Here is a 19,100-nt window from a genome sequence, read left to right as displayed (position 1 = left end):
TTCCAGACATGCCGAATGCCACCGGTGACACCTTCGCCGAGCTGCTGCGCACCCAGATCCGGCACGAATTCACCGCTGCCCAGCAGTATCTGGCGGCCGCGGTGCATCTCGACGCCCTGCGGCTGCCCCGGCTGGCCGCGATCTGCTACGGCAACGCCGACGACAAACGCACCCACGCCCTGCGGATGGTCCGGTACCTGCTCGACCGCGATCTGCCGGTCACGATCGGCGAGATCGGCGCGATCCGATCCGAGTTCGACACCGCCAGCAGCACGATCGCGTTCCTCGGCGGGTACGAGCGCAATCTCACCGACCAGATCACCGCGCTGGCCCGCGCGGCCCGCGCGAGCGGCGATTTCCTCGGCGAGCAGTTCGTGCGGTGGTTCCTGAAGGACCAGGTCGACGAGGTGGCGCGGATGTCGACCCTGCTGACGGTGTGTGAACGGGCCACCGACCTGTTCGAGGTGGAGGAGTTCGTGGCCCGTGAGGTGCGGCCGCTGACCGCGGACGCCACCGCTCCCCGTCCGGCCGGGCGCTGAGCCGCGCCGCCGGCAAATGATCAGGTAACCATTACCTCAATAAGGCTTCACTGGCGTCGGCAGGTCCCGCCGCCGCGGTTAATGTCGGATTCATGTCCACACACTCCGACGCTCCGCACAGCAAATTCCACGCTCTGCTGCACGACCAGATCCGACACGAATTCAACGCCGAGCATCAGTACATCGCGATCGCGGTGTGGTTCGACCGGGCGGACCTGCCGGTGCTGGCGCGGCACTTCTACGCGCAGGCCCTCGAAGAGCGCAATCACGCCATGATGATCGTGCAGTACTTCCTGGACCGGGACATGAGCGTGGAGCTGACCGGAATCGACCGGGCCGGATCGGAATTCGGCAGTGCGCGGGAGGCGATCGCGCTGGCGCTGCGGCAGGAGAAGACTGTCACCGACCAGATCATCGCGCTGGTCAGCACGGCTCGGGAAGAGGGCGACTACCTGGGCGAGCAGTTCATGCAGTGGTTCCTCAAGGAGCAGATCGAGGAGGTCGCGCGGATGAACACGCTGCTGACCGTGGCCGACCGGGCCGGCGCGAATCTGTTCGATCTGGAGAACTTCGTCTCCCGCGAGATGGGCGGGGCCGCCGATGCGGCGGGCGCGCCGGCCGTGGCCGGCGGAAGCGTCTAGACCGCAACGAGATCGAGCCCCGGGCAGACCGCCCGGGGCTCGATCGCACGGCGCGAATCAGCGGCAGTCGCCACCGGTCGAGGTGTGGCCACCACCGGAGAGCGTGTTGCCGACCTCCGAACCGGTGGTGGCCGCGCTCAGCGGGCAGTTGAACAGAATCTCGTAGACCAGGCCGGCGACAGAACCCATGGCATTTCCTCGTGTCTCGTATAGCGATTCGGCCACCCCGAGATCGGGGTGGCCGAATGGTGATCGATCAGTGAGCAACCTAGCCCGACCGCCAGGGTGAATTTTCAATGTTTCACAAAGGGGTCACCGGCTCGCTCGGCACATCAGCGCAATGTGACCTGACGCGACCGCAGACCGTCGCGCGACCGCCGCTCCTCCGAAGTCAGCGGCTCGTCCGATGCCAGCGCCGCGGCCAGCCGCGCGCCGAATTCGGTTGCCGGAGCGATCCATTCGTCGGCATGCCGTTCCCGGTCCAGGTCGAACACCGGCACCAGCAGGCCGTGCGTGCGGAACGAGCCCGCGAACCGCGAACCCTCACCCAGGTGCAACCCGCCCGCCGCGTGCACGCGCGCCAACGCGATCATCAGGGCGTCCTCGTCCTCGGGCCGCACCCAGCGCAGGTGCGCGCGCTCACCGGCGTCCACCCACCACGCGGCACCGGGCAGATCCGCGCCCAACTCCAGCCGCGCCGACGGCATGATCGCGGCCGTCGCCTGCTGGATCGTGGCCGCCACCTGCGGGTCCGGGGTCACATCGGCCGGCACCCACCAGTTGAAGTCCTGGTGCACCACGATGTCCAGGCCCGCGCCCGGGTCGAGTACCTCGGTGAGCGCGGGCGCACCTTCGACCGGCGCGTGGTCGAGCGACGCGCCCGGCGCCGCGGTCTGGGTCCACAGGATGGAGGCCGCCAGGTCGGCGGCCGGGTTACCGGACTGGAACTGGGTCTGCAGCCCGATGAAACCGATCGGCTCGGCACCCGCCCGCACCAGCGCCGACACCGCACCCGGCAGCACGGTCGACACGGTCACTTCACGCTCGGCGTTCACCCCGGGCGCGAGCTTCACCACAGCGGTGGCGGACGGCACGAATTCGCGCAGCGCGACCAGGTCGCACTCGGCGGCCAGCCCGGCGTAGGGGCGGGTCTCGGAATTGGCGGCCTGCTCCTGCGCCGCGCGGCGCTCGGCCAGACGCTGAGCCCGATTGCTGTCGGGCTTGGGACTGTTGCGCTTGCTCTTACCCATGGGCGGTGAGCCTACGCCGCCGCGAGCAGTCCCTTGGTGCGGCCCGGATGGTCGGTCGCGATCCAGCTGACGCCCAGCTCGGCGCACAGTCGCACGTCGGCGGGCTCGTTCACCGTCCAGCAGTAGGTGGCACGGCCGGCGGCGGCCGCCTTGTCGACCAGATCCGGATGGTCGCGCAGAGTACGGACCGACGGGCCGACGGCCGTGGCGCCGACCGAGGTTGCCGCGCTGCCGCCCAGATAGCGCGACGACTCGCCCAGCAGCACCGTCGGCAGCAGCGGCGCCGAGCGGCGGATGCGCCACATGGCGGTCGCCGCGAACGACATCACCACGGCCCGGGAGTGATCCGCGGAAGCGGGGGTGGCGATGCCGAAACGGTGCAGTTCGGCGAGCACCTTGTTCTCCACCAGCGCGCCGTAGCGGACCGGGTGCTTGGTCTCGATGAACAGCTTGGTCGGGCGGCTGCGCCAATCCAGGACCAGGGTGATCAGTTCACCGAGGGTCAGTACCGAGGCGGGCCGGTCCGCGGTGCCGAAGTTCAAGTCCCGCAACTCGTCCAGCGTCATCTCGCTGACCAGTCCGGTCCCGTTCGACATCCGGTCCACCGTGCGGTCGTGCAGGCAGACCAGATACCCGTCGCGGGTGAGCCGGACGTCGCATTCGAGCCCGTCGGCGCCAGCCTCGAGGGCGAGTTCGTAGGCCGCGAGCGTGTGTTCGGGCAGTAGCGCCGAGGCCCCGCGGTGCGCCACGACGAAGGGCGCGCGATTGTCACCACTCACCGCGCCGCGACCTTCACCGGCTCGGTCTCCTCCGCTGCCGGCTCGGCCGCCGGTTCCGGCTCGACCGGCGCGATCACCGGCCGTGCCGGACCCGCGGCCGGCACCCAGCGCTTCGGCACCCGGACCCGGCCGCGCAGGTCGCGGCCGTCGACCGCGTGCATCACCCATACGGTGAGCGCGGTGGCGGCCACCGCCACCAGATTCGTGTAGACCGCGAAGATCACGCCGTTGGCCTGCGCCTGCAGCGTGTGCGTGAACCGGAATCCGATACCGATCGCGACCATCACGCCGCCGGTGATCCACACCAGCCACCAGATCCGTACGGCCCGAAGCGCATACGGTGCACCACCGCGCACCCCGCGCGGTCCGGCGGCGCGCGCCCGGACCAGTTCGGTCAGGTACACACCGGGCCAGAGCAGGTTGACCACCGGTACCAGGCAGCCGGTGAACAGCAGCCAACGCGGCCGCGGATCCCGCAGCCCGGCGGCCGCGAACGCCGCCCGTCGGGTATCGGCCAGCCAGCCCACCACACCGATCGCGGCACCCAGCGCGGCCAGGGGCGCCACCAGTTCGGCGATCCACACCGACCAGTCGGACAGGCCCAGCACCAGCGGATCGATCAGGGCGGTGCGGTTGCGCAACAGGATCAGATAGCGGCCGAGTTCGGCGCAGGCGGCGATCAGGAACAGCAGGGCCGTGACGCGCAGCAACCGCAGCACCTGCTCCGGCGACCGGTCCCAGCGGCCGCGCCGCGCCGCGGCGGGCGGCGGTGCCGGCCGGTCACGCAGTCCCCACGTGGGTATTTCGCGATAGTGCGGCGTCGGGGTGCGGTCCGCGCGCAGCGCCGGCCGGGTCACCGGGCCGCGGCGACCGGGGGCGCGCACCACCCAGCGGTAGTTGCGCTGCTCGGCGGGCGCGTCGACCGGGCCGGGCGACAGCAGCACGCCGCGGCAGCGCGGACACCAGTACAGCGGCTTGTTCTGGACCGCCCACCGCGATCCGCAGCGGGCGCAGGGCTGCACGACCGAACCGGTCCGGGCGCCCATCAGTAGATCTTCGCCGGGTGGTCGCCGTCGGTGACCAGCGGCCGCCCGGCCTGCTGCCAGGCCACCATGCCGCCGTTCACCTGGATCGCCTCGTATCCGATATAGGCGAGATACCGCGCGACCTCGATCGACCGGCCGCCCTGCCGGCACACCACATAGATCTCGGCATCGATGTCGAGCTCCTCACGCCGCGCCGGAACGTCCACCATCGGAATGTGCACCGCGCCCGGGGCGTGCCCGAGTTCCCATTCGTCGTCCTCGCGGACATCGAGCAGAACGGCCGCCGGTCCCCCGCCGGCGTCGGCGGCGGTGTCGGGCACGGCGGTAACCGGCACCGCGGGGATTTCCGAGCTCGTCACAGCGTCGATCCTGCCACGGCCACCGGTGGTGCGAACAGTTCCGCCGGAGAACCCGCGCCGGATCCCGGCACGGACCCGAGGTTCAGCGGGATCGGACATCGGTGGACGGAACCCCTGGATCGCCGCGTGGACGAACCGCCCGCGACCAGGGTTATCCACATAATCCACAACCTGATCCACAGGTGGGAACAGTCACCGATCGGCCGGTCCGGCACGGGTGGCGGCAGCCGATCCGGGACTCCCCTCCTGAACAGATCCCGGAGCGGCTGCCTCCTGCCGAGCCCTCGACCGAACCCGACACGACGTTGGACGCGGCCCGGACCTGGGCGGTTCCCGGAATTTCGGAAAAAACCGACGACACTCGTACGAAATCGAAATTCGCCAGTGACCCAGGTCATCCGGCTAGCCTGTGGCCTATGGATGCGACCAGGGCGCTCGTCGATGACGGATTGGATACCGCCGGCCTGAACACTGCTCTCGCCGAGGCGACCTGCCTGGGCGTCACCGTCGACGCCGCCGCCGCCGAACTGCGCATCGACCTGGAAGTCCTGACCCTTCCCGAAGACTCGCCGCCGCCGGAACACCATCGGGTGGTACTACTGCTCACCGGCGTGAGCCGGGTCGCGGCATCCATGCGCCTGCACGACTGGCACGAGCCCGAACCGCGGGTCCTGCCACTGACTTTGGACACGCTGCACGAGGGTGTGGCGGCGTTCGGCGGCGGCGCCCTGCACGGCTGGGAGTTCATCGACGGCGCGTCCAGCGGGTGGTCGCTGTGGCGCGAGCTGCTCAGCTTCGACACCGAGGTCAGCGCGAACCCGGCCGTGCACGTGCTCGAATTCGCCCAGCAGGAGGGCGTCGACCCGCGCGAACTCGACGTGCGGATCTGGTTCCAGGGCATCCGGATCCTCGACCCGGAGGGGAACGACGTTCCCACAGCCGAATTCGTCGCCGGCGCGCAGCGCTGGTGGAAGGCGCACGACAAGTGCGATCCACGCACCATGTTGCCCGACGTCGCACCACCGATGTAACTGTTCACCGCCGGTTGCGGTCGAATCCGGTATGCACCAGCGGATTTTCGCCAGGAGCCCCGCGAAATTCGATCCTCGATGCTGGAATCCGGGGGCTTGAAAGGCTGTTGTCCACGGACGGGTGTACGAATGATGCTTGGGAACGCCGGCGACCCGACGGCGCGAACGGCCTCACACTAGGAAGGGACATCGTGGCTGAGTACACGCTGCCAGATCTGGACTACGACTACAGCGCCCTGGAGCCCCACATCTCCGGGCAGATCAACGAGCTGCACCACTCCAAGCACCACGCCGCGTACGTCGCCGGCGCGAATGCTGCCCTCGAGAAGCTGGAAGCCGCCCGCGAGGCCGGTGACCACTCCGCCATCTTCCTGAACGAGAAGAACCTGGCCTTCCACCTCGGTGGCCACGTCAACCACTCGATCTGGTGGAAGAACCTCTCCCCCAACGGTGGCGACAAGCCGGTCGGCGAGCTGGCCGCCGCGATCGACGACCAGTTCGGTTCGTTCGACAAGTTCCGCGCGCAGTTCACCGCGGCCGCCAACGGCCTGCAGGGTTCCGGCTGGGCCGTCCTGGGTTACGACACCCTGGGCCAGAAGCTGCTGACCTTCCAGCTGTACGACCAGCAGGCCAACGTGCCGCTGGGCATCATCCCGCTGCTGCAGGTCGACATGTGGGAGCACGCCTTCTACCTGCAGTACAAGAACGTCAAGGCGGACTATGTGACCGCGTTCTGGAACGTCGTCAACTGGGCCGACGTGCAGGACCGCTTCGCTCGCGCCATCGCCCAGAGCAAGGGCCTCATCTTCGGCTAGGCTCCGCTCCCCCGCCTCTCCGCGTTTTTTGGGGGCGGCTGAGTGCCGCTGACCGTTTCGCACCCGTGCCGACGGTCGGTGCCGACACAATTTCGGGCGTACCCGGTGAGTTACCCGGCCCGCGCGAAATCAGTTGTCGCCTCGGAAGTACGCACAGACCCGTCGACCACCGCGGTCGGCGGGTCTGTGTTCGTTCCAAGGGTGTTTCTACTGCGTGAACTGCGGTTTTTAGCACTCGCAGGTACTTGTGTGCCAAGCATTGTTCGGGCCATTCTCGGGTACCCAGTAGGTACAGGGACCAGTCGCTCGGACGGGTGTCGGACGAGTGGCAGCCCCCAGCTTCATCGGGAGGCAACCGTGCACACCAATGAACCGGTCGGGGTCACTCCGTTCCAGGCGCGCGGCTCGTTGCAGGGCTTCGTCATCTCCGGACGCTGGCCCGACACCACCAAGGAATGGGCCCAGCTGCTGGTCCTCGCGGTCCGGGTGGCGAGCCTGCCGGGCCTGCTCACCACCACGACGGTCTTCGGCGCCCGGGAGGAACTGCCCGACGATCCGCAGCCGGGCACGGTGGGCCTGGTACTCGCCGAAGGGCCGGTGCTCGGGGAGCAAGCGTTGCTGCCGGGGCGGTTCGCCGGGCACGTGCCGCCGGCCCTGCTCATGCTGCATCCACCGTCGGAGACCCGTCCGTCGCTGCCCGAGTGCACGGGCGCCGCGTCCGGTTGTGTACTGCTGCCGGGGCTGCCGCATCTGGGTCTCGCGCATCGGGCCGCGTGGGTCGAGGCGGAGCTGGACGGGACGGTCACGTCGATGATCAGCCGGGTCGGGGTGGATCCGATCAGCGATCCGGACACCGCGGTCCTGGCGATGCTGCTGGCCGCCTGAACCGGTCCGCGGGCGGGTGTGAAGCCGCCCCGACCGGGCCCTGAACGCCGGTCCAGAATCCTTCCGGCAAACCTGCCGGAAGGTTGACGGGTACCCTAACTTCCCAGGGTGGACCGCCAAACTTATTGCGCGAACAGAGGTTTCGGTTACACCGGGTTGGAATCCGGCAAACCGGTGGAGTACGCTGGCAAACGTACGAAGGGGAGTAGCCCCCAATCACCTGCTCGACATACTGACCCCACCGGGGTCCGGGCACGTGAACCGGTGCACACACCGGTGGGCGAGACCTTCGGCCGACGACACGAACCGAAGATATTCGGGCTGTGGCCGGCTGAAGGCATCCGCTTTCGGTCGGCAGGGCCGGAGACCTGGGAGCCGACATCATGATCACCACCATCGCGCTGAGCTTCGGCGCGCTCTTCCTCGCCGAACTCGGCGACAAATCGCAGCTCATGGCCTTGACCTTCGCGCTGCGCTACCGGTGGTGGATCGTGCTCTCCGGGATCACGCTCGCCAGCGTGCTGGTCAACCTGGTGGCGGTCGGCGTCGGGCACTTCCTGGGCGCCGCGCTGCCCACCGAGGTCATGGCCGTGGTCACCGGTGTCACCCTGATCGGCGTCGGCCTGTGGACACTGCGCGACCTCGGCGCCAACGAGCCCGAAACCGAACCCGGCCCCGAGCCGCGCTCGCACACCCGGGCCTTCCTGATGGTGGTGTCGGCCTTCGTGCTCGCCGAACTCGGCGACCGGACCATGTTCGCCACCATCGCGCTCGCCGCGGACCGGCCCTGGATCGCGGTCTGGCTCGGCGCGGCCGCCGGTATGGTCGCCGCCGGCGCGCTAGCCATCGGCGTCGGGATCGCGGTCGGCAAGCGGGTGCCGGAACAGCTGCTCGCGACGGGTTCGGCGCTGCTGTTCCTCTACCTCGGTGCCGCGACCCTGCTCGAGGCCGCCGGCCTCGGCGCGGTCGCCGGATACGCGCTCGCGGCCGGGGTGCCGGCCGCCGGCGCGGCCGTCCTGTGGCTGCGCGCGGCCCGGCGGGCCCGCTCAGTTACCGGTGGGAACGGTTCCGAACAGGTCGCCGCTGCGGCGGACCAGGGTCAGCAGCGGCGCGCGCAGCGCGCGTAGGCCCTCGGTGTCGTCGGCGGCGACCCGTGCGGTGACCATGCCGCTCAGCGCCGACACCAGCGTCTGGCAGGCGAAGATCTGCTCGTCGGTGGTGGCGCCCAGTACCTGGGCCACCATGGCCACGAACGACTCCTGCATGAGGGCGCGGCGCGCGATCGCCGCCGGCCCGACCGCGTAGACCTCGACCAGGAACAGCCGGGCGTAGGCGGGTTCGGAGGCCAGACCTTCGAGGTAGGCGCCGAGCAGCAGGTCGATCTGCTCCAGCGGCGTGCCGCCGAACTCCCCCAGCCCGGCCGGCTGGGCGCCGGCCTGTTCCTGGATGTGGGCCATCAACAGTTCGACCGCGCGCTCGTAGGCGGCGTCGAAACAGTCCTCCTTGGAACGGAATTGCTCGTAGAAGGTTTCCCGTGAAACCCCGGCCCGCTTGAGGATCACCGCCACCGAGGTACCGACGTAACCGTGCTCCACCATGGCCTCGGCCATGCCGGCCAGGATCCGGTCGCGCTGGGATTGCACGACCACCGCACGGGGTAGGCCGTGACGACCGCGCGGCAGCTGACGTGTCGGCACCGGATCGGGCATACGGCGGCTCCGTGGGATCGGGAACAGGGCGTCACGAAGCGGCGACACCGCGGTCCCGGCTGTCGTGTATTCGACACGGTACCGCCACGGGTGCCGAGTCCGGCCATCCGGTGTGCCCGGGTTCTCCCATATACTTACCAGCGGGTAAGTACCGGCCGGTAAGTCGCCGACGGACGCCGGATACGGTGCCTATCGACCGAAGGCCGGGAACGGCCGACGACAACGAGAGGACAAGACTGTGGAGATTTCGGGTTCCGCCGCGATCATCACCGGTGCGGCATCAGGTCTGGGCGCCGCGACCGCGAAGCGATTCGCCGACGCGGGCGCGACCGTGTTCGGACTGGACCTGCAGCAGTCGATCGACAAGGCCGGCGACAACGTTCCGGCCGGTGTCACCCTGCTCCCCACCGACGTCACCAGCGGCGACGAGGTCGCGGCCGCCGTCGCCAAGGTCGTCGAATCCGGTGTGCCGCCGCGCATCGTCGTCAACTGCGCGGGCGTCGGCTGGGCCGGCCGGATCCTGTCCAAGCACGGCCCGCACGACCTGGAGCTGTTCCGCACGGTCATCACCGTGAACCTGCTCGGCTCGTTCAACGTCATGCGACTGGCCGCGGAGGCCATCGCCAAGACCGAGCCGGTCGACGAGTACGGCCAGCGCGGCGTCGTCATCAACACCGCGTCCGTCGCGGCGTTCGAGGGCCAGATCGGCCAGATCGCCTACTCCGCCTCGAAGGGCGGCGTCGCGGGCATGACCATTCCGGCCGCACGCGACCTGGCCCAGTGGGGTATCCGGGTCAACACCATCGCGCCCGGCATCATCGACACCCCGATGCTGGCCGGCGTCACCGACGAGTACCGCAAGGGCCTCGAGGCCGGGGTGCCGTTCCCGTCCCGGCTGGGCCGTCCCGACGAGTACGCGCAGCTGGCGGAGTACATCGTGTCGCACGACTACCTCAACGGCGAGACGATCCGCATGGACGGCGCGCTGCGCATGGCGCCGCGGTAGTCCGTCCCGCGCGCTCAGCCGTAAGGCACCCAGCGGAGATACGTAAGCAGCTGGCCCGCACCGATATTCGGTGCGGGCCGGCGTGCTTCGAGTCCTGGCGCGCCTGCGACAGCGGGGCCGTCAGTCCTTGCGACCGACAGCCAGGAAGGCCGTGGTCGCCAGCGGGCTGCCGGGAATGTAGTTCTCGCGCAGGTAGTTCTCGATCAGCGCGGTGCGCGCCGCCCAGCCCGCCTCGTCGAAGCCGGTGCGCATCACCGCCATCGGGGCACCGCCTTCGCTCAGTTCGCGATACAGGGCGGCACTGTCGGGATAGGTGAGCTCGACGGTGTGGCGCTGGACGATGACCTCGCCGAAACCTCCTGCGCGCATTTCGGTTTCGAAGCGCTCCGGGTTCTGCAGGGAGAACATGTCGGTCTCGGGCAGCTTCCCCTCGGCCGGGGTGCCCGCCACCATCGCCCGGAAAATCAGCTCCGCGAGCGGTGATTCGTCCATCGGCGCCCAGCTGGACACCACCGCGACCCCGCCCGGCCGCAGCACTCGATGCAGCTCGGCGAAGCCGCGCGACCGATCCGGGAAGAACATGAGCCCGAACATCGAGAATGCCGCATCGAATTCGCCGTCACCGTAAGGCAATTGCTGACCGTCGCCGGTAACGGCGTCGATGTTGTCCACGCCCGCCGCCGTGGCCTTGCGCCGCAATACCTCGAGCATCTCCGTCGAGAAGTCGAGGGCCCGCACCTTCGAAACCTGCTGTGCTGCCAGCAGACTGAGCGTTCCCGGCCCGGCCGCCACGTCGAGCACCCGAGCATCCGCACCCGGGGCGGCGAGCTCCAGCGCCCGAGCAGCGAAGGGCCGCATCATCTTCTCGGCCATCTCGGCGTATCCGACGGCGATGGTGCTCCACGGTGCGGCGGTGGACAGCGGATTCCCGGACATGACTTCCTTACCTTCCACCCGGCTTCGGGTGTGTCGTACGCGATGAACGGTTACGCGTACATCGTACGCACGGCCTAGCGGTAGGGCTCGGGCAGCGGGAAGCCGAACGCGGCAGCGAGGGCCGCGACGTCGTGGCGATCCTTGTCCTCCGGTGGATAGGAGGTCTTGAACCGGAACATCCACTCCGGATCGACGCAGGCGACCGGGGTGCCGTCGATGTGGCCGGTGCCGGTCAGCGAGCCGAAGGGGTAGGGAATTCCGTAGCTCACCGCGCCGGCGGAGTCGTACTCGACCACGTGGATGTCCACCGACCGGGAATCGGGTCCGGTCAGGACGTAATTCCACAGGGTGTCATCGGGTTTCGGGTCCGGCAGGTAGCCGAGGGTCGCGAGGATCTCGCGCAGGCGATCCGCCTGGTCGCGCTGTACGGCGAGATCGAGATCGCTGTGGTCGCGGGTCTGCCGGCCCAGCAGGGCGTCGACGCACCAGCCGCCGTCGATCCAGATCGCCACACCCGCTTCGGTAACCGCGCGGTACAGGCTCAGTACGTCGTGCGCTTGCATCGGTGCTCCGATCCGCAGCAGTCGATTCCGTTGCCCGGCAACGGGTCTCGTCGCCAGGATGCTGTGACGATACCGGTCGGCGGCGGAAACGGACCGCACATCGCCGCTGTGCCCCGAATTCGATCCGGGGCACAGCGGCAACGGCTACACCGTGCGGGTCAGCCGGTCGGTGAGGATGCGGGCGAAGGCCGCCGGATCCTTCAGCTCGCCACCCTCGGCCAGAACGGCTGTGCCGTACAGGAGTTCGGCGGTCTCACCGATCTCCGGAACCTTGCCGGCCTCGATGTCCTCCTTGCGGGTGTCGAACGCATCGCGCAGGCCCGTCACCAGCGGGTGCTCCGGGTTCAGCTCCAGAATCCGCTTGCTGGACGGCAGCGCCTGACCCGAGGCGCGATACATGCGCTCCAGCTGCGGGCTGAAATCGAAGACGTCGCCGACCAGGCAAGCGGGCGAGGTGGTGAGACGGTTGGTCAGGCGGACCTGCTTCACATCCTCCGACAGCTCCTTGCCCAGCCAGGTCAGCAGGTCACCGAAGTCCTTGTCCTGCTGCTCGCGCAGCTGCTCGGTGGCCTTCTTCTCGTCCTCGGACTCCAGGTCCACCTCGCCCTTGGCGATGGACTGGAAGCCCTTGCCGTCGAACTCCGGCACCGACGACACCCACATCTCGTCGACCGGGTCGGTGAGCACCAGGACCTCGATCCCCTTGGCGCGGAACGCCTCCAGGTGCGGGGAGCTCTCGATCTGCTGCCGGGTCTCGCCGGTCAGGTAGTAGATCTTGTCCTGGCCGTCCTTCATCCGCTCGATGTACTGGGCGAGCGTGGTCTGCTCGTCCTGCGAGTGCGTGGACGCGAACGACGAGATCTCCAGGATGGTGTCGCGGTTGTCGAAGTCGGAGAGCAGACCCTCCTTGAGAACTCGGCCGAACTCACTCCAGAACGTCCGGTACTTGGTCTGATCCTCGGCCTTCTGCAGGTCCTTGACGGTCGAGAGCACCTTGCGCACCAGGCGCTTGCGGATCATGGTGATCTGCCGGTCCTGCTGCAGGATCTCGCGAGACACGTTGAGCGACAGGTCCTGTGCGTCGACGACACCCTTGACGAAGCGCAGGTATTCCGGCATCAGCTCTTCGCAGTTGTCCATGATGAACACCCGCCGGACGTACAGCTGCACGCCGCGCTTGTGGTCCCGGTTGAACAGGTCGAACGGCGCGGTCGAAGGCAGGAACAGCAGCGCCTGATACTCGAAGGTGCCCTCCGCCTTGAACGGGATGATCTCCAGCGGCTCGTCCCAGGCGTGCGAGACGTGGTGGTAGAACTCCTTGTACTCCTCGTCGGAGACCTCGCTGCGCGGGCGCGTCCACAGCGCCTTCTGCGAGTTGAGCGTCTGCTCCTCGACGATCGTCTTCTCGGTCTTCTCCTCGCCCTCACCCTCGGTGACGGTGCGCTCCACCGACATCCGGATCGGCCAGGCGATGAAATCGGAGTACTTGCGGACGATCTCGCGGAGCTTCCACTCCAGCGTGTAGTCGAAGAGGTGATCGTCGTCGTCGGCGGGCTTGAGCTGCAGCGACACCGACGTGCCCTGCGGCGCCTCGGCCAGGTCCTCGATCGTGTAGGTGGAGCTGCCGGCCGCGGACTCCCAGCGGGTACCGGTGGTCTCCCCCGCCTTACGGGTGGTCAGCGTGACTTTGTCGGCGACCATGAAGGTCGAGTAGAAGCCGATGCCGAACTGGCCGATCAGTTCCTCGGCGGCGGCGTCGGTCTTGGCCTCGGTGAGCTGGCGGCGCAGCTCGGCGGTGCCGGACTTGGCGAGGGTTCCGATCAGGTCCACGACCTCGGCCCGGGACATGCCGATGCCGTTGTCGCGTACGGTCAGCACCCGGTTGTCGGCGTCGACCTCCAGCTCGATGTGCAGGTCGGAGGTGTCGGCATCGAGGTCCTTGTCCCGGAACGCGGCCATGCGCAGCTTGTCCAGCGCGTCGGACGAGTTCGAGATCAGTTCCCGCAGGAACGTGTCCTTGTTCGAGTAGACCGAGTGGATCATCAGGTCGAGCAGCTGATGGGTCTCGGCCTGGAATTCGAGTTGTTCGACGTGATCTGTCACGCGGGGAATTCTACGACCGGGACTCGACGCGGACGGCCGGGGATCGTCACCGCCGGAAGTCGCTCATGCCGGGAACCTCTGCGTCGGCGCCGGGGCGGCTCGGGTCGCGCGGCACCATCCATTCCCGCAGCGCGAGGGTGGCGCGGACGTCGTCCTCGTTGTATTCGAACAGGCGGGTGCGCTGGTCGAGTTCCGGCTCGGCGCCGTCGTAGCCGACCGCGCGGCGGTACCAGGCCATCGACGCCTCGCCACCGGCCTCGGGGTCACGCCAGGCGAACCCGGCGACCGGCGCGATCTTCTTGAGCCCCTTGCCGTTCGGGCAGATGAACTGGTCGGAGACCGCCTGGAACATGTCCACCCACTCCGGGCTGTCGACGAAGTCGCGGATCTCCTTCTCGGTGGGCACCCCCGGCGCACCGGCGAAGCGACGCGCCGACTCGTAGAGCCACTTGTCCTCGGCGGTGCGCGAATAGCAGTAGGCGGCAAAGGTTTTGCCCTGTGCGGCCGCGTCGGCACGCACCTGGCTCAGCCAGGTCCAGAACTCGGCGAACGAGCGGGCCTCGTCGGCGGTGGGCAGCGGGTCCCAGGTGACGAACGGGCGGTACACGCCGTCGAGCAGCGTGCCCCACAGGTAGGCGCCGTACTCCTGGAAACTCTCCAGGTCGACGTCGACCTCGACGTCGGCGCGCCGCACCTGGACCCGCTCGACCCGGCGCACCAGCGGCGCACCCGACGCCCACGCCCGGGCCGTCACCACCGCCTCCTCGAACGGCTCGTACTGCCAGTCGTCCGGCGGATCGCCGCGCCAGGAGGCCAGGTCGTCGATGGTCTCGACCCCGTGCCGGCGCAGCAGCTCGGCGCGGGAACCGGGCGCGACCAGGCTGACGTCGCGGCCGTCGTTGAGCCGGCGCTCACAGCTGGGCAGTCCGGCGTCGGCCGGGCGACTCCACCACGGGCACTGCCGGCACTCGGGCACCTTCGACGGGACGGTGGGCAGCTCGCCGCGCACGACCGCGATCCGGTCGGCGTAGCGGCGGTCGTAGTCGTCGAGGACCGTGGTCAGATCGTGTACCAGGATGCGGTCGAAGTGCAGGCCGACGGCGCCGCCGACCAGTGCGGGCGAGGCCAGGCCGTGCCGTTGCAGCATCCGGTACAGGTGCGCCAGCCGCTGCTGGTCGCGCGGCTGCGGGCGGGTACGGACGTGCCGGTCCGGACGCGGATTCCATTGGTAGAGATCGGAAGTCACCGGATGGTGGTCGGCCGGTTCGGGCTGGCGCGGATCGGTCACCTTGTGATTGACCACCAGCACCGGGATGTAGCCGCCGCGGTCGGCGTCGCGCAGCAGGATCTCCACCCCGCCGCGGCGGCCGGTGTCGAACTCCTGCGGCAGCAGCGCCCCCCAGATCCGGGCCGCGCCCGCCGCGCAGGCGCGCATGGTGGCCTCGGCGCGCGCGGACGCGGGCTGGTCGGCGGGGATGACCACCCACTGCTCCGGCGCCGCCGCGACCAGCGTGTCGCGGACCAGATCGCGGTGCGCGGCCGCCGCCGCCCGGCGCTGCGCCACCCCGGAATCCTCCGCCACCCCCGACAACACGGACGGGTAGGTGGCCTCGAGATGCAGGCGGTGCCGGCACCCGATCAGGGCGCGTGCGTCGATGAACGGCGCGCGCCGCCGCGCCGCCTCGGTGCCGCCCTCGGCCGCGCCGTCCCCGAGCCCACCCACTACGGCACCACCGCCGTCGAGACCGTTGCTCTCGCGACCGTTTCGGTCGCCGCTGCCCGTATACACACTCCCGAGTATGGTCCCCACCCCCGACAACCCGGTGAACCGCGTAGTACGAGGAGAGCCGCGAACCCGTTTCGGCACGAACACGTCCGGTCCGCGCCGCCTCGTTTCCGCAGCGCGCCGCGGATGTGCCTCGCCCGCGCCGCTACCTAGACGATATGGTTGGGCCGAACCGTGTGGGCGCGGCGGCAGAAGCACAGCATGACGGAGGCCTTCCAGATGGGGTTGTTCACCAAGCGCAAGACGCGCTCGGACCGCAAGGCGGAAGCGAAAGCCCTCAAACACAAGGCGGGCTTGGAAGCCAAGCTGAGCGCGCGCAACGAGCGCAAGCGCAACCGGGCCGAACTGCGCACCCAGCGCGAGGTCGCCAAAGCCCAGATCGCCACGCTGAAGGCTGAGGAGAAGGCCGCCGTGAAGACCGCCGAACGCGCCGATCGGGAGCTGCTGAGCGCCGGTCAGATCAAGAAGTACCTGGGCGTGGCCCGGGTGCTGGTGCCGGTGCTCGCCCCCCTCGTCTACCAGGGCGCGACCCTGCTGCGCGGCCAGATCGACACCCGCCGGGCCCAGCGCCTCGGCATCGGGATCGAACAGCTCAGCGAGTTCTCCGGGCCGGGCGCCAAGCTGCAGGCCCGGATCGCCAACGCCGAGAACAGCCTCACCCAGATCGACTCCCGCGGCGGCGGGCAGCACACCGACACCGCCAAGTTCGCCGCTGCCACCCGCGAGCGCCTCGACAATCTGAGCACCGCGATCCGCGCGGCCGAGCAGATGCCGGCGCAGCGCCGCCGCGCGGTTTACGCCTCCATTTCGACCGAGCTGGGCGGGATCGAAGCGGACCTGCTCAGCCGCCTCGGCGTGCGCTGAATCCAGTCGTGCGGTTACGGAGTTCACCGAGTCGCACCCCGGTGGCTCCGGCCACCGGGGTTTTCCCGGTGACCCGTGGCGCCCTGGTGGCGGTGACCATCGCGGTACTCGCCGTCGCCGCGCACGGTGCGGCGGGGGGCGGACTGCCCACCGGCACCGGGCTGACCCTGCTGTTCGCCGCCGCCGCGACCGCGGGCGCGGTCGCCACCCTGCTGCCGCGCTTCGGCCGGACCGGGCTGTTCGCCGTGCTCGGCGGCGGCCAGCTCGTGGGCCACATGGCGCTCACCGAACTGTGCAGCCACCACACCGGCTGTGGATCCGGAAGCGGCGCAGGCTATCTCGCGGATCTGCCGACCGGCTGGATGGGCCTGGCACACCTGGCTGCCGCGGCCGTGACCGCGGTGCTGATCGCCGCCACGGAGCGGCTGTATGCCGAAGTGGCGCAGGCGTTCCGGCGTGTCGTCGGCCGTCCCCTCCGCCTCGAGACCCGGGTCGCGTCGATCGCCGCGACCGGCCGAACCCCTTCGATCGCACGCTTTCTCGGCAGTGCCGGGCCCGGCCCGCGCGCGCCACCGGTGCCGGCCTGTTAGTGCCGACCCCTATTCCATTGCCAGAGAAAGCAATTCATCCATGTCTCTCGTAGTTTCGCGCGCCCTCATGGCCTCCGCCGCCGTCGCCGGCCTCACCGTGCTCGCCGCCGGCACCGCCGCCGCCCACGTCACCGCCGACGCCCCCGGCGCCACCCAGGGCGGCTACGGAGTCGTCACCTTCAAGGTGCCGACCGAATCCACCGGCGCCACCACCACCCAGGTCAGCGTGGTGCTGCCGAACGTGGCCTCGGCCCGCACCGAGCCGATCGCCGGCTGGACCGCCAAGCTCGACAAGAACGACAAGAACGAGTTCACCGGCGTGACCTGGTCGGCCAATCCGGGCAACCCCGGGATCGGCGTCGACCAGTTCCAGCGGTTCGTGGTGTCGGTGAGCCTGCCCAAGCAGGACAAGGTCAGCTTCCCGGCTACCCAGACCTACAGCGACGGCAAGGTCGTCAAGTGGGACGAGCCGCAGACCGGCAGCCAGGAACCCGAGCACCCGGCCCCCACCATCGCGTTGGCCGCGGCCAAGGGCGGCAGCGACGACGGCGACGGCGACGGCATGAACTCGGCCGCACCGGCGGCGCACGACTCGGACGACACCACCGCCCGCTGGCTGGGCGGGATCGGCCTGGCGCTCGGCGCGCTGGGTGCCGCGCTGGGCCTCGGTAGCGTGATCCGGCGCCGGTCATGATCCGGCGGGTGCTCGCCGGCCTGGTCGCGGTGCTGTTGCTCGGCGGGTTCGCGGCGCTGGCCGCCGGGCCCGCCGGCGCCCACTCGCTGCCGGTGTCCAGTGAGCCGGCGGACGGTTCCACCGTCACCGCCGGGCCGGCGCGGGCCTCGGTCACGTTCAACGAGAATCTGCAGGCCAGTTTCCCGTCGTTGACCGTCGTCGGACCGGACGGGAACCTGTGGTCGCACGGGGACGTCGTGGTGGACGGGCCGACCGTGAGCGTCGCGGTCGGCGACCTCGGGCCGACCGGCAAGTACACGGTGGCGTTCCGGGTGACTTCGGCCGACGGACACCCGGTTTCGGGCACCCGCACCTTCACGCTGACGGTCGCCGGGCACGGGACGCCCGGTCCCAAGCCGGGTGCCGCGGCCGGATCCGAGGGCGGATCCGGTGGCGTCCCGGTGTGGGTGTTCATCGCGGCCGCGGCCGTCCTGTTCGGTGGCGGCCTGGCGGTGGTGCTGCTGGGCGGCCGGGGCAAGCCGCGGCGGTCGTGAACCGGGGGACGACCGGCGGCGATACCCGAGGCGCGGCTCGCCGGACCACTGCCTGGCGAACCGCGCTGCTGCTGGTCGTCCCCGCGGCCGTGATCGGGGTGCTGCTGGGCCGGGCGCTCGCCGCGCCCGACCCGGTGCAGTCCGAGGCCACGCTGCGGGCGCTCGCCGATCTCGCGGCGGCCGTCGTGGTCGGGCTGGCCGCACTGCCCCGGCTGAGCGACCGCCTGGATCCGGCCTGGCGGCCGCTGGCCGCCGTCGCCGGACTCTGGCTGTTCGCCGAGACCGCCCTGCTCGCCGATCAGGCGGCGGAGGTGAGCGGCACGCCGGTCGCCCGGCTGGGCACCGCGGCGTTCGGCCGCTATCTCACCGGATCCGGCAACGGGCAGATCGGCATCGCCATCCTGATCTGCGCGCTCATCGTCACCAGCTGTGCGGCGATCTCCTTCCGCCGCAACGGATCCGCCGCGGACAGCGGCCCGCTCGGGGTGATCCTGGTGTTCGCCGCCGTCGGCCTGGTGCTGCGGCCGGTCACCGGCCACATGTCCCAGCAGCCCTTCGGCTCGATGTTCGCGGCCGTCCATGCCCTCGCCGCGGCCGGCTGGTGCGGCATGCTGCTCGCCGCCGCCCTCCAGTTGCGCAGCCGCGGCGACTGGGCCGCGGTCCTGCCGGAGTACTCCCGTTGGGCGCTGCGCGCGGCTGCGGCCGTCACGGTCACCGGCATCGTGAACGCCCTGCTCCGGCTCCCCGGCCTCGCCGCCTGGACCGATACCGGTTACGGCCGAATCCTGTTGGCCAAGACCGTGATCGCGGTCGTCCTGCTCGGCTTGGGCGGCTGGTGGCGCCGCACCTGGGTTCCCGCCGCGAGCGCGCACCGGCTCACCGCGGACGAGTCGCTGCGGCGGTCGGTGCTCGAATTGGTCGTCATGAGTGTCGTTTTCGGGCTGGCGGCTGCCGTCGCCGTCGCGGCTTGA

The 19,100-nt window shown here is 69.8% G+C and carries 22 protein-coding genes; 12 read left to right on the top strand and 10 right to left on the bottom strand.

Annotation, left to right across the window (positions count from 1 at the left end; all coding sequences use genetic code 11):
* The first annotated feature begins 8 nt into the window (after positions 1-8).
* Both EBN03_RS07065 and EBN03_RS07060 read left to right on the top strand, forming a co-directional pair.
* Positions 9-539 carry a ferritin gene (locus tag EBN03_RS07065; RefSeq protein WP_122187098.1) on the top strand — a complete coding sequence of 177 codons (531 nt, stop codon included), beginning with the start codon at positions 9-11 and terminating at the stop codon, positions 537-539.
* A gap of 92 nt (positions 540-631) precedes the next feature.
* A complete protein-coding gene (locus EBN03_RS07060) occupies positions 632-1,180 on the top strand; it encodes a ferritin (protein WP_122187097.1) in 549 nt (182 codons plus the stop codon).
* A gap of 57 nt (positions 1,181-1,237) precedes the next feature.
* On the opposite strand, the gene EBN03_RS35480 is transcribed toward EBN03_RS07060, so the two are convergent.
* The 5 genes from EBN03_RS35480 to EBN03_RS07040 form a co-directional block, all read right to left on the bottom strand.
* Positions 1,238-1,369, bottom strand: a complete 132-nt coding sequence (locus EBN03_RS35480; RefSeq protein WP_267899260.1) for a hypothetical protein — start codon at positions 1,367-1,369, stop codon at positions 1,238-1,240.
* Positions 1,370-1,512: 143 nt separating this feature from the next.
* A complete protein-coding gene (locus EBN03_RS07055; protein ID WP_122187096.1) occupies positions 1,513-2,430 on the bottom strand; it encodes a DUF5926 family protein in 918 nt (305 codons plus the stop codon).
* Positions 2,431-2,441: 11 nt separating this feature from the next.
* Complete coding sequence (locus EBN03_RS07050) at positions 2,442-3,209, bottom strand: glycerophosphodiester phosphodiesterase (RefSeq protein ID WP_122187095.1); 768 nt, start codon at positions 3,207-3,209, stop codon at positions 2,442-2,444.
* Positions 3,206-4,255, bottom strand: coding sequence for a DUF4328 domain-containing protein (locus EBN03_RS07045; protein WP_122187094.1), 1,050 nt, complete (start codon positions 4,253-4,255; stop codon positions 3,206-3,208). Before EBN03_RS07045 ends, EBN03_RS07050 begins: the two co-directional genes overlap by 4 nt.
* The gene (locus tag EBN03_RS07040; RefSeq protein ID WP_233608216.1) at positions 4,255-4,614 is read right to left on the bottom strand and encodes a rhodanese-like domain-containing protein; all 360 of its coding nucleotides are present in this window, start codon (positions 4,612-4,614) and stop codon (positions 4,255-4,257) included. Before EBN03_RS07040 ends, EBN03_RS07045 begins: the two co-directional genes overlap by 1 nt.
* A gap of 416 nt (positions 4,615-5,030) precedes the next feature.
* Here EBN03_RS07040 and EBN03_RS07035 point away from each other — a divergent pair, with 416 nt between their 5' ends.
* The 4 genes from EBN03_RS07035 (at position 5,031) to EBN03_RS07020 (ending at position 8,472) form a co-directional block, all read left to right on the top strand.
* Positions 5,031-5,645: a hypothetical protein gene (locus tag EBN03_RS07035; protein WP_122187092.1), complete on the top strand. Its 615-nt coding sequence runs from the start codon at positions 5,031-5,033 to the stop codon at positions 5,643-5,645.
* 191 nt (positions 5,646-5,836) lie between these two features.
* Positions 5,837-6,460, top strand: coding sequence for a superoxide dismutase (locus EBN03_RS07030; RefSeq protein ID WP_122187091.1), 624 nt, complete (start codon positions 5,837-5,839; stop codon positions 6,458-6,460).
* Between the two features lie 357 nt (positions 6,461-6,817).
* Complete coding sequence (locus tag EBN03_RS07025; protein ID WP_122187090.1) at positions 6,818-7,345, top strand: peptidase; 528 nt, start codon at positions 6,818-6,820, stop codon at positions 7,343-7,345.
* A 383-nt stretch (positions 7,346-7,728) separates the two neighbouring features.
* Positions 7,729-8,472 carry a TMEM165/GDT1 family protein gene (locus EBN03_RS07020; RefSeq protein ID WP_122187089.1) on the top strand — a complete coding sequence of 248 codons (744 nt, stop codon included), beginning with the start codon at positions 7,729-7,731 and terminating at the stop codon, positions 8,470-8,472.
* Here the strand turns inward: EBN03_RS07020 and EBN03_RS07015 are convergent.
* Positions 8,392-9,054, bottom strand: coding sequence for a TetR/AcrR family transcriptional regulator (locus EBN03_RS07015; RefSeq protein WP_122187088.1), 663 nt, complete (start codon positions 9,052-9,054; stop codon positions 8,392-8,394). The genes EBN03_RS07020 and EBN03_RS07015 overlap by 81 nt on opposite strands.
* A gap of 238 nt (positions 9,055-9,292) precedes the next feature.
* Between EBN03_RS07015 and EBN03_RS07010 the strand changes: the two genes are divergently transcribed.
* The gene (locus tag EBN03_RS07010) at positions 9,293-10,060 is read left to right on the top strand and encodes an SDR family NAD(P)-dependent oxidoreductase (RefSeq protein ID WP_122187087.1); all 768 of its coding nucleotides are present in this window, start codon (positions 9,293-9,295) and stop codon (positions 10,058-10,060) included.
* A 120-nt stretch (positions 10,061-10,180) separates the two neighbouring features.
* Here the strand turns inward: EBN03_RS07010 and EBN03_RS07005 are convergent, their stop codons facing one another.
* The 4 genes from EBN03_RS07005 to EBN03_RS06990 all read right to left on the bottom strand — a co-directional run bounded on the left by EBN03_RS07005 (position 10,181) and on the right by EBN03_RS06990 (position 15,319).
* Entirely contained in the window at positions 10,181-10,996 is an 816-nt protein-coding gene (locus EBN03_RS07005; protein WP_122187086.1) for a class I SAM-dependent methyltransferase, read from the bottom strand.
* Between the two features lie 74 nt (positions 10,997-11,070).
* Positions 11,071-11,559 carry a nucleotidyltransferase domain-containing protein gene (locus EBN03_RS07000; protein ID WP_122187360.1) on the bottom strand — a complete coding sequence of 163 codons (489 nt, stop codon included), beginning with the start codon at positions 11,557-11,559 and terminating at the stop codon, positions 11,071-11,073.
* 144 nt (positions 11,560-11,703) lie between these two features.
* Entirely contained in the window at positions 11,704-13,662 is a 1,959-nt protein-coding gene (htpG, locus tag EBN03_RS06995; protein ID WP_122187085.1) for a molecular chaperone HtpG, read from the bottom strand.
* Positions 13,663-13,708: 46 nt separating this feature from the next.
* On the bottom strand, positions 13,709-15,319 hold the full coding sequence (locus EBN03_RS06990; protein WP_233608246.1) for a TM0106 family RecB-like putative nuclease: 1,611 nt from the start codon (positions 15,317-15,319) through the stop codon (positions 13,709-13,711).
* Between the two features lie 348 nt (positions 15,320-15,667).
* On the opposite strand from EBN03_RS06990, the gene EBN03_RS06985 reads away from it, so the two are divergent.
* The 5 genes from EBN03_RS06985 to EBN03_RS06965 all read left to right on the top strand — a co-directional run bounded on the left by EBN03_RS06985 (position 15,668) and on the right by EBN03_RS06965 (position 19,100).
* On the top strand, positions 15,668-16,312 hold the full coding sequence (locus tag EBN03_RS06985; RefSeq protein ID WP_122187359.1) for a DUF6474 family protein: 645 nt from the start codon (positions 15,668-15,670) through the stop codon (positions 16,310-16,312).
* A 68-nt stretch (positions 16,313-16,380) separates the two neighbouring features.
* Positions 16,381-16,902: a hypothetical protein gene (locus tag EBN03_RS06980; RefSeq protein ID WP_147471478.1), complete on the top strand. Its 522-nt coding sequence runs from the start codon at positions 16,381-16,383 to the stop codon at positions 16,900-16,902.
* A gap of 40 nt (positions 16,903-16,942) precedes the next feature.
* A complete protein-coding gene (locus EBN03_RS06975) occupies positions 16,943-17,596 on the top strand; it encodes a YcnI family copper-binding membrane protein (RefSeq protein WP_122187082.1) in 654 nt (217 codons plus the stop codon).
* Entirely contained in the window at positions 17,593-18,129 is a 537-nt protein-coding gene (locus EBN03_RS06970) for a copper resistance CopC family protein (protein ID WP_122187081.1), read from the top strand. Before EBN03_RS06975 ends, EBN03_RS06970 begins: the two co-directional genes overlap by 4 nt.
* Positions 18,126-19,100, top strand: a complete 975-nt coding sequence (locus EBN03_RS06965; RefSeq protein WP_122187080.1) for a copper resistance D family protein — start codon at positions 18,126-18,128, stop codon at positions 19,098-19,100. Before EBN03_RS06970 ends, EBN03_RS06965 begins: the two co-directional genes overlap by 4 nt.

Source organism: Nocardia stercoris (assembly GCF_003696265.1).
In the GTDB taxonomy this organism is placed as follows: domain Bacteria; phylum Actinomycetota; class Actinomycetes; order Mycobacteriales; family Mycobacteriaceae; genus Nocardia; species Nocardia stercoris.
This window is presented reverse-complemented; position numbering and strand designations above follow the sequence as displayed.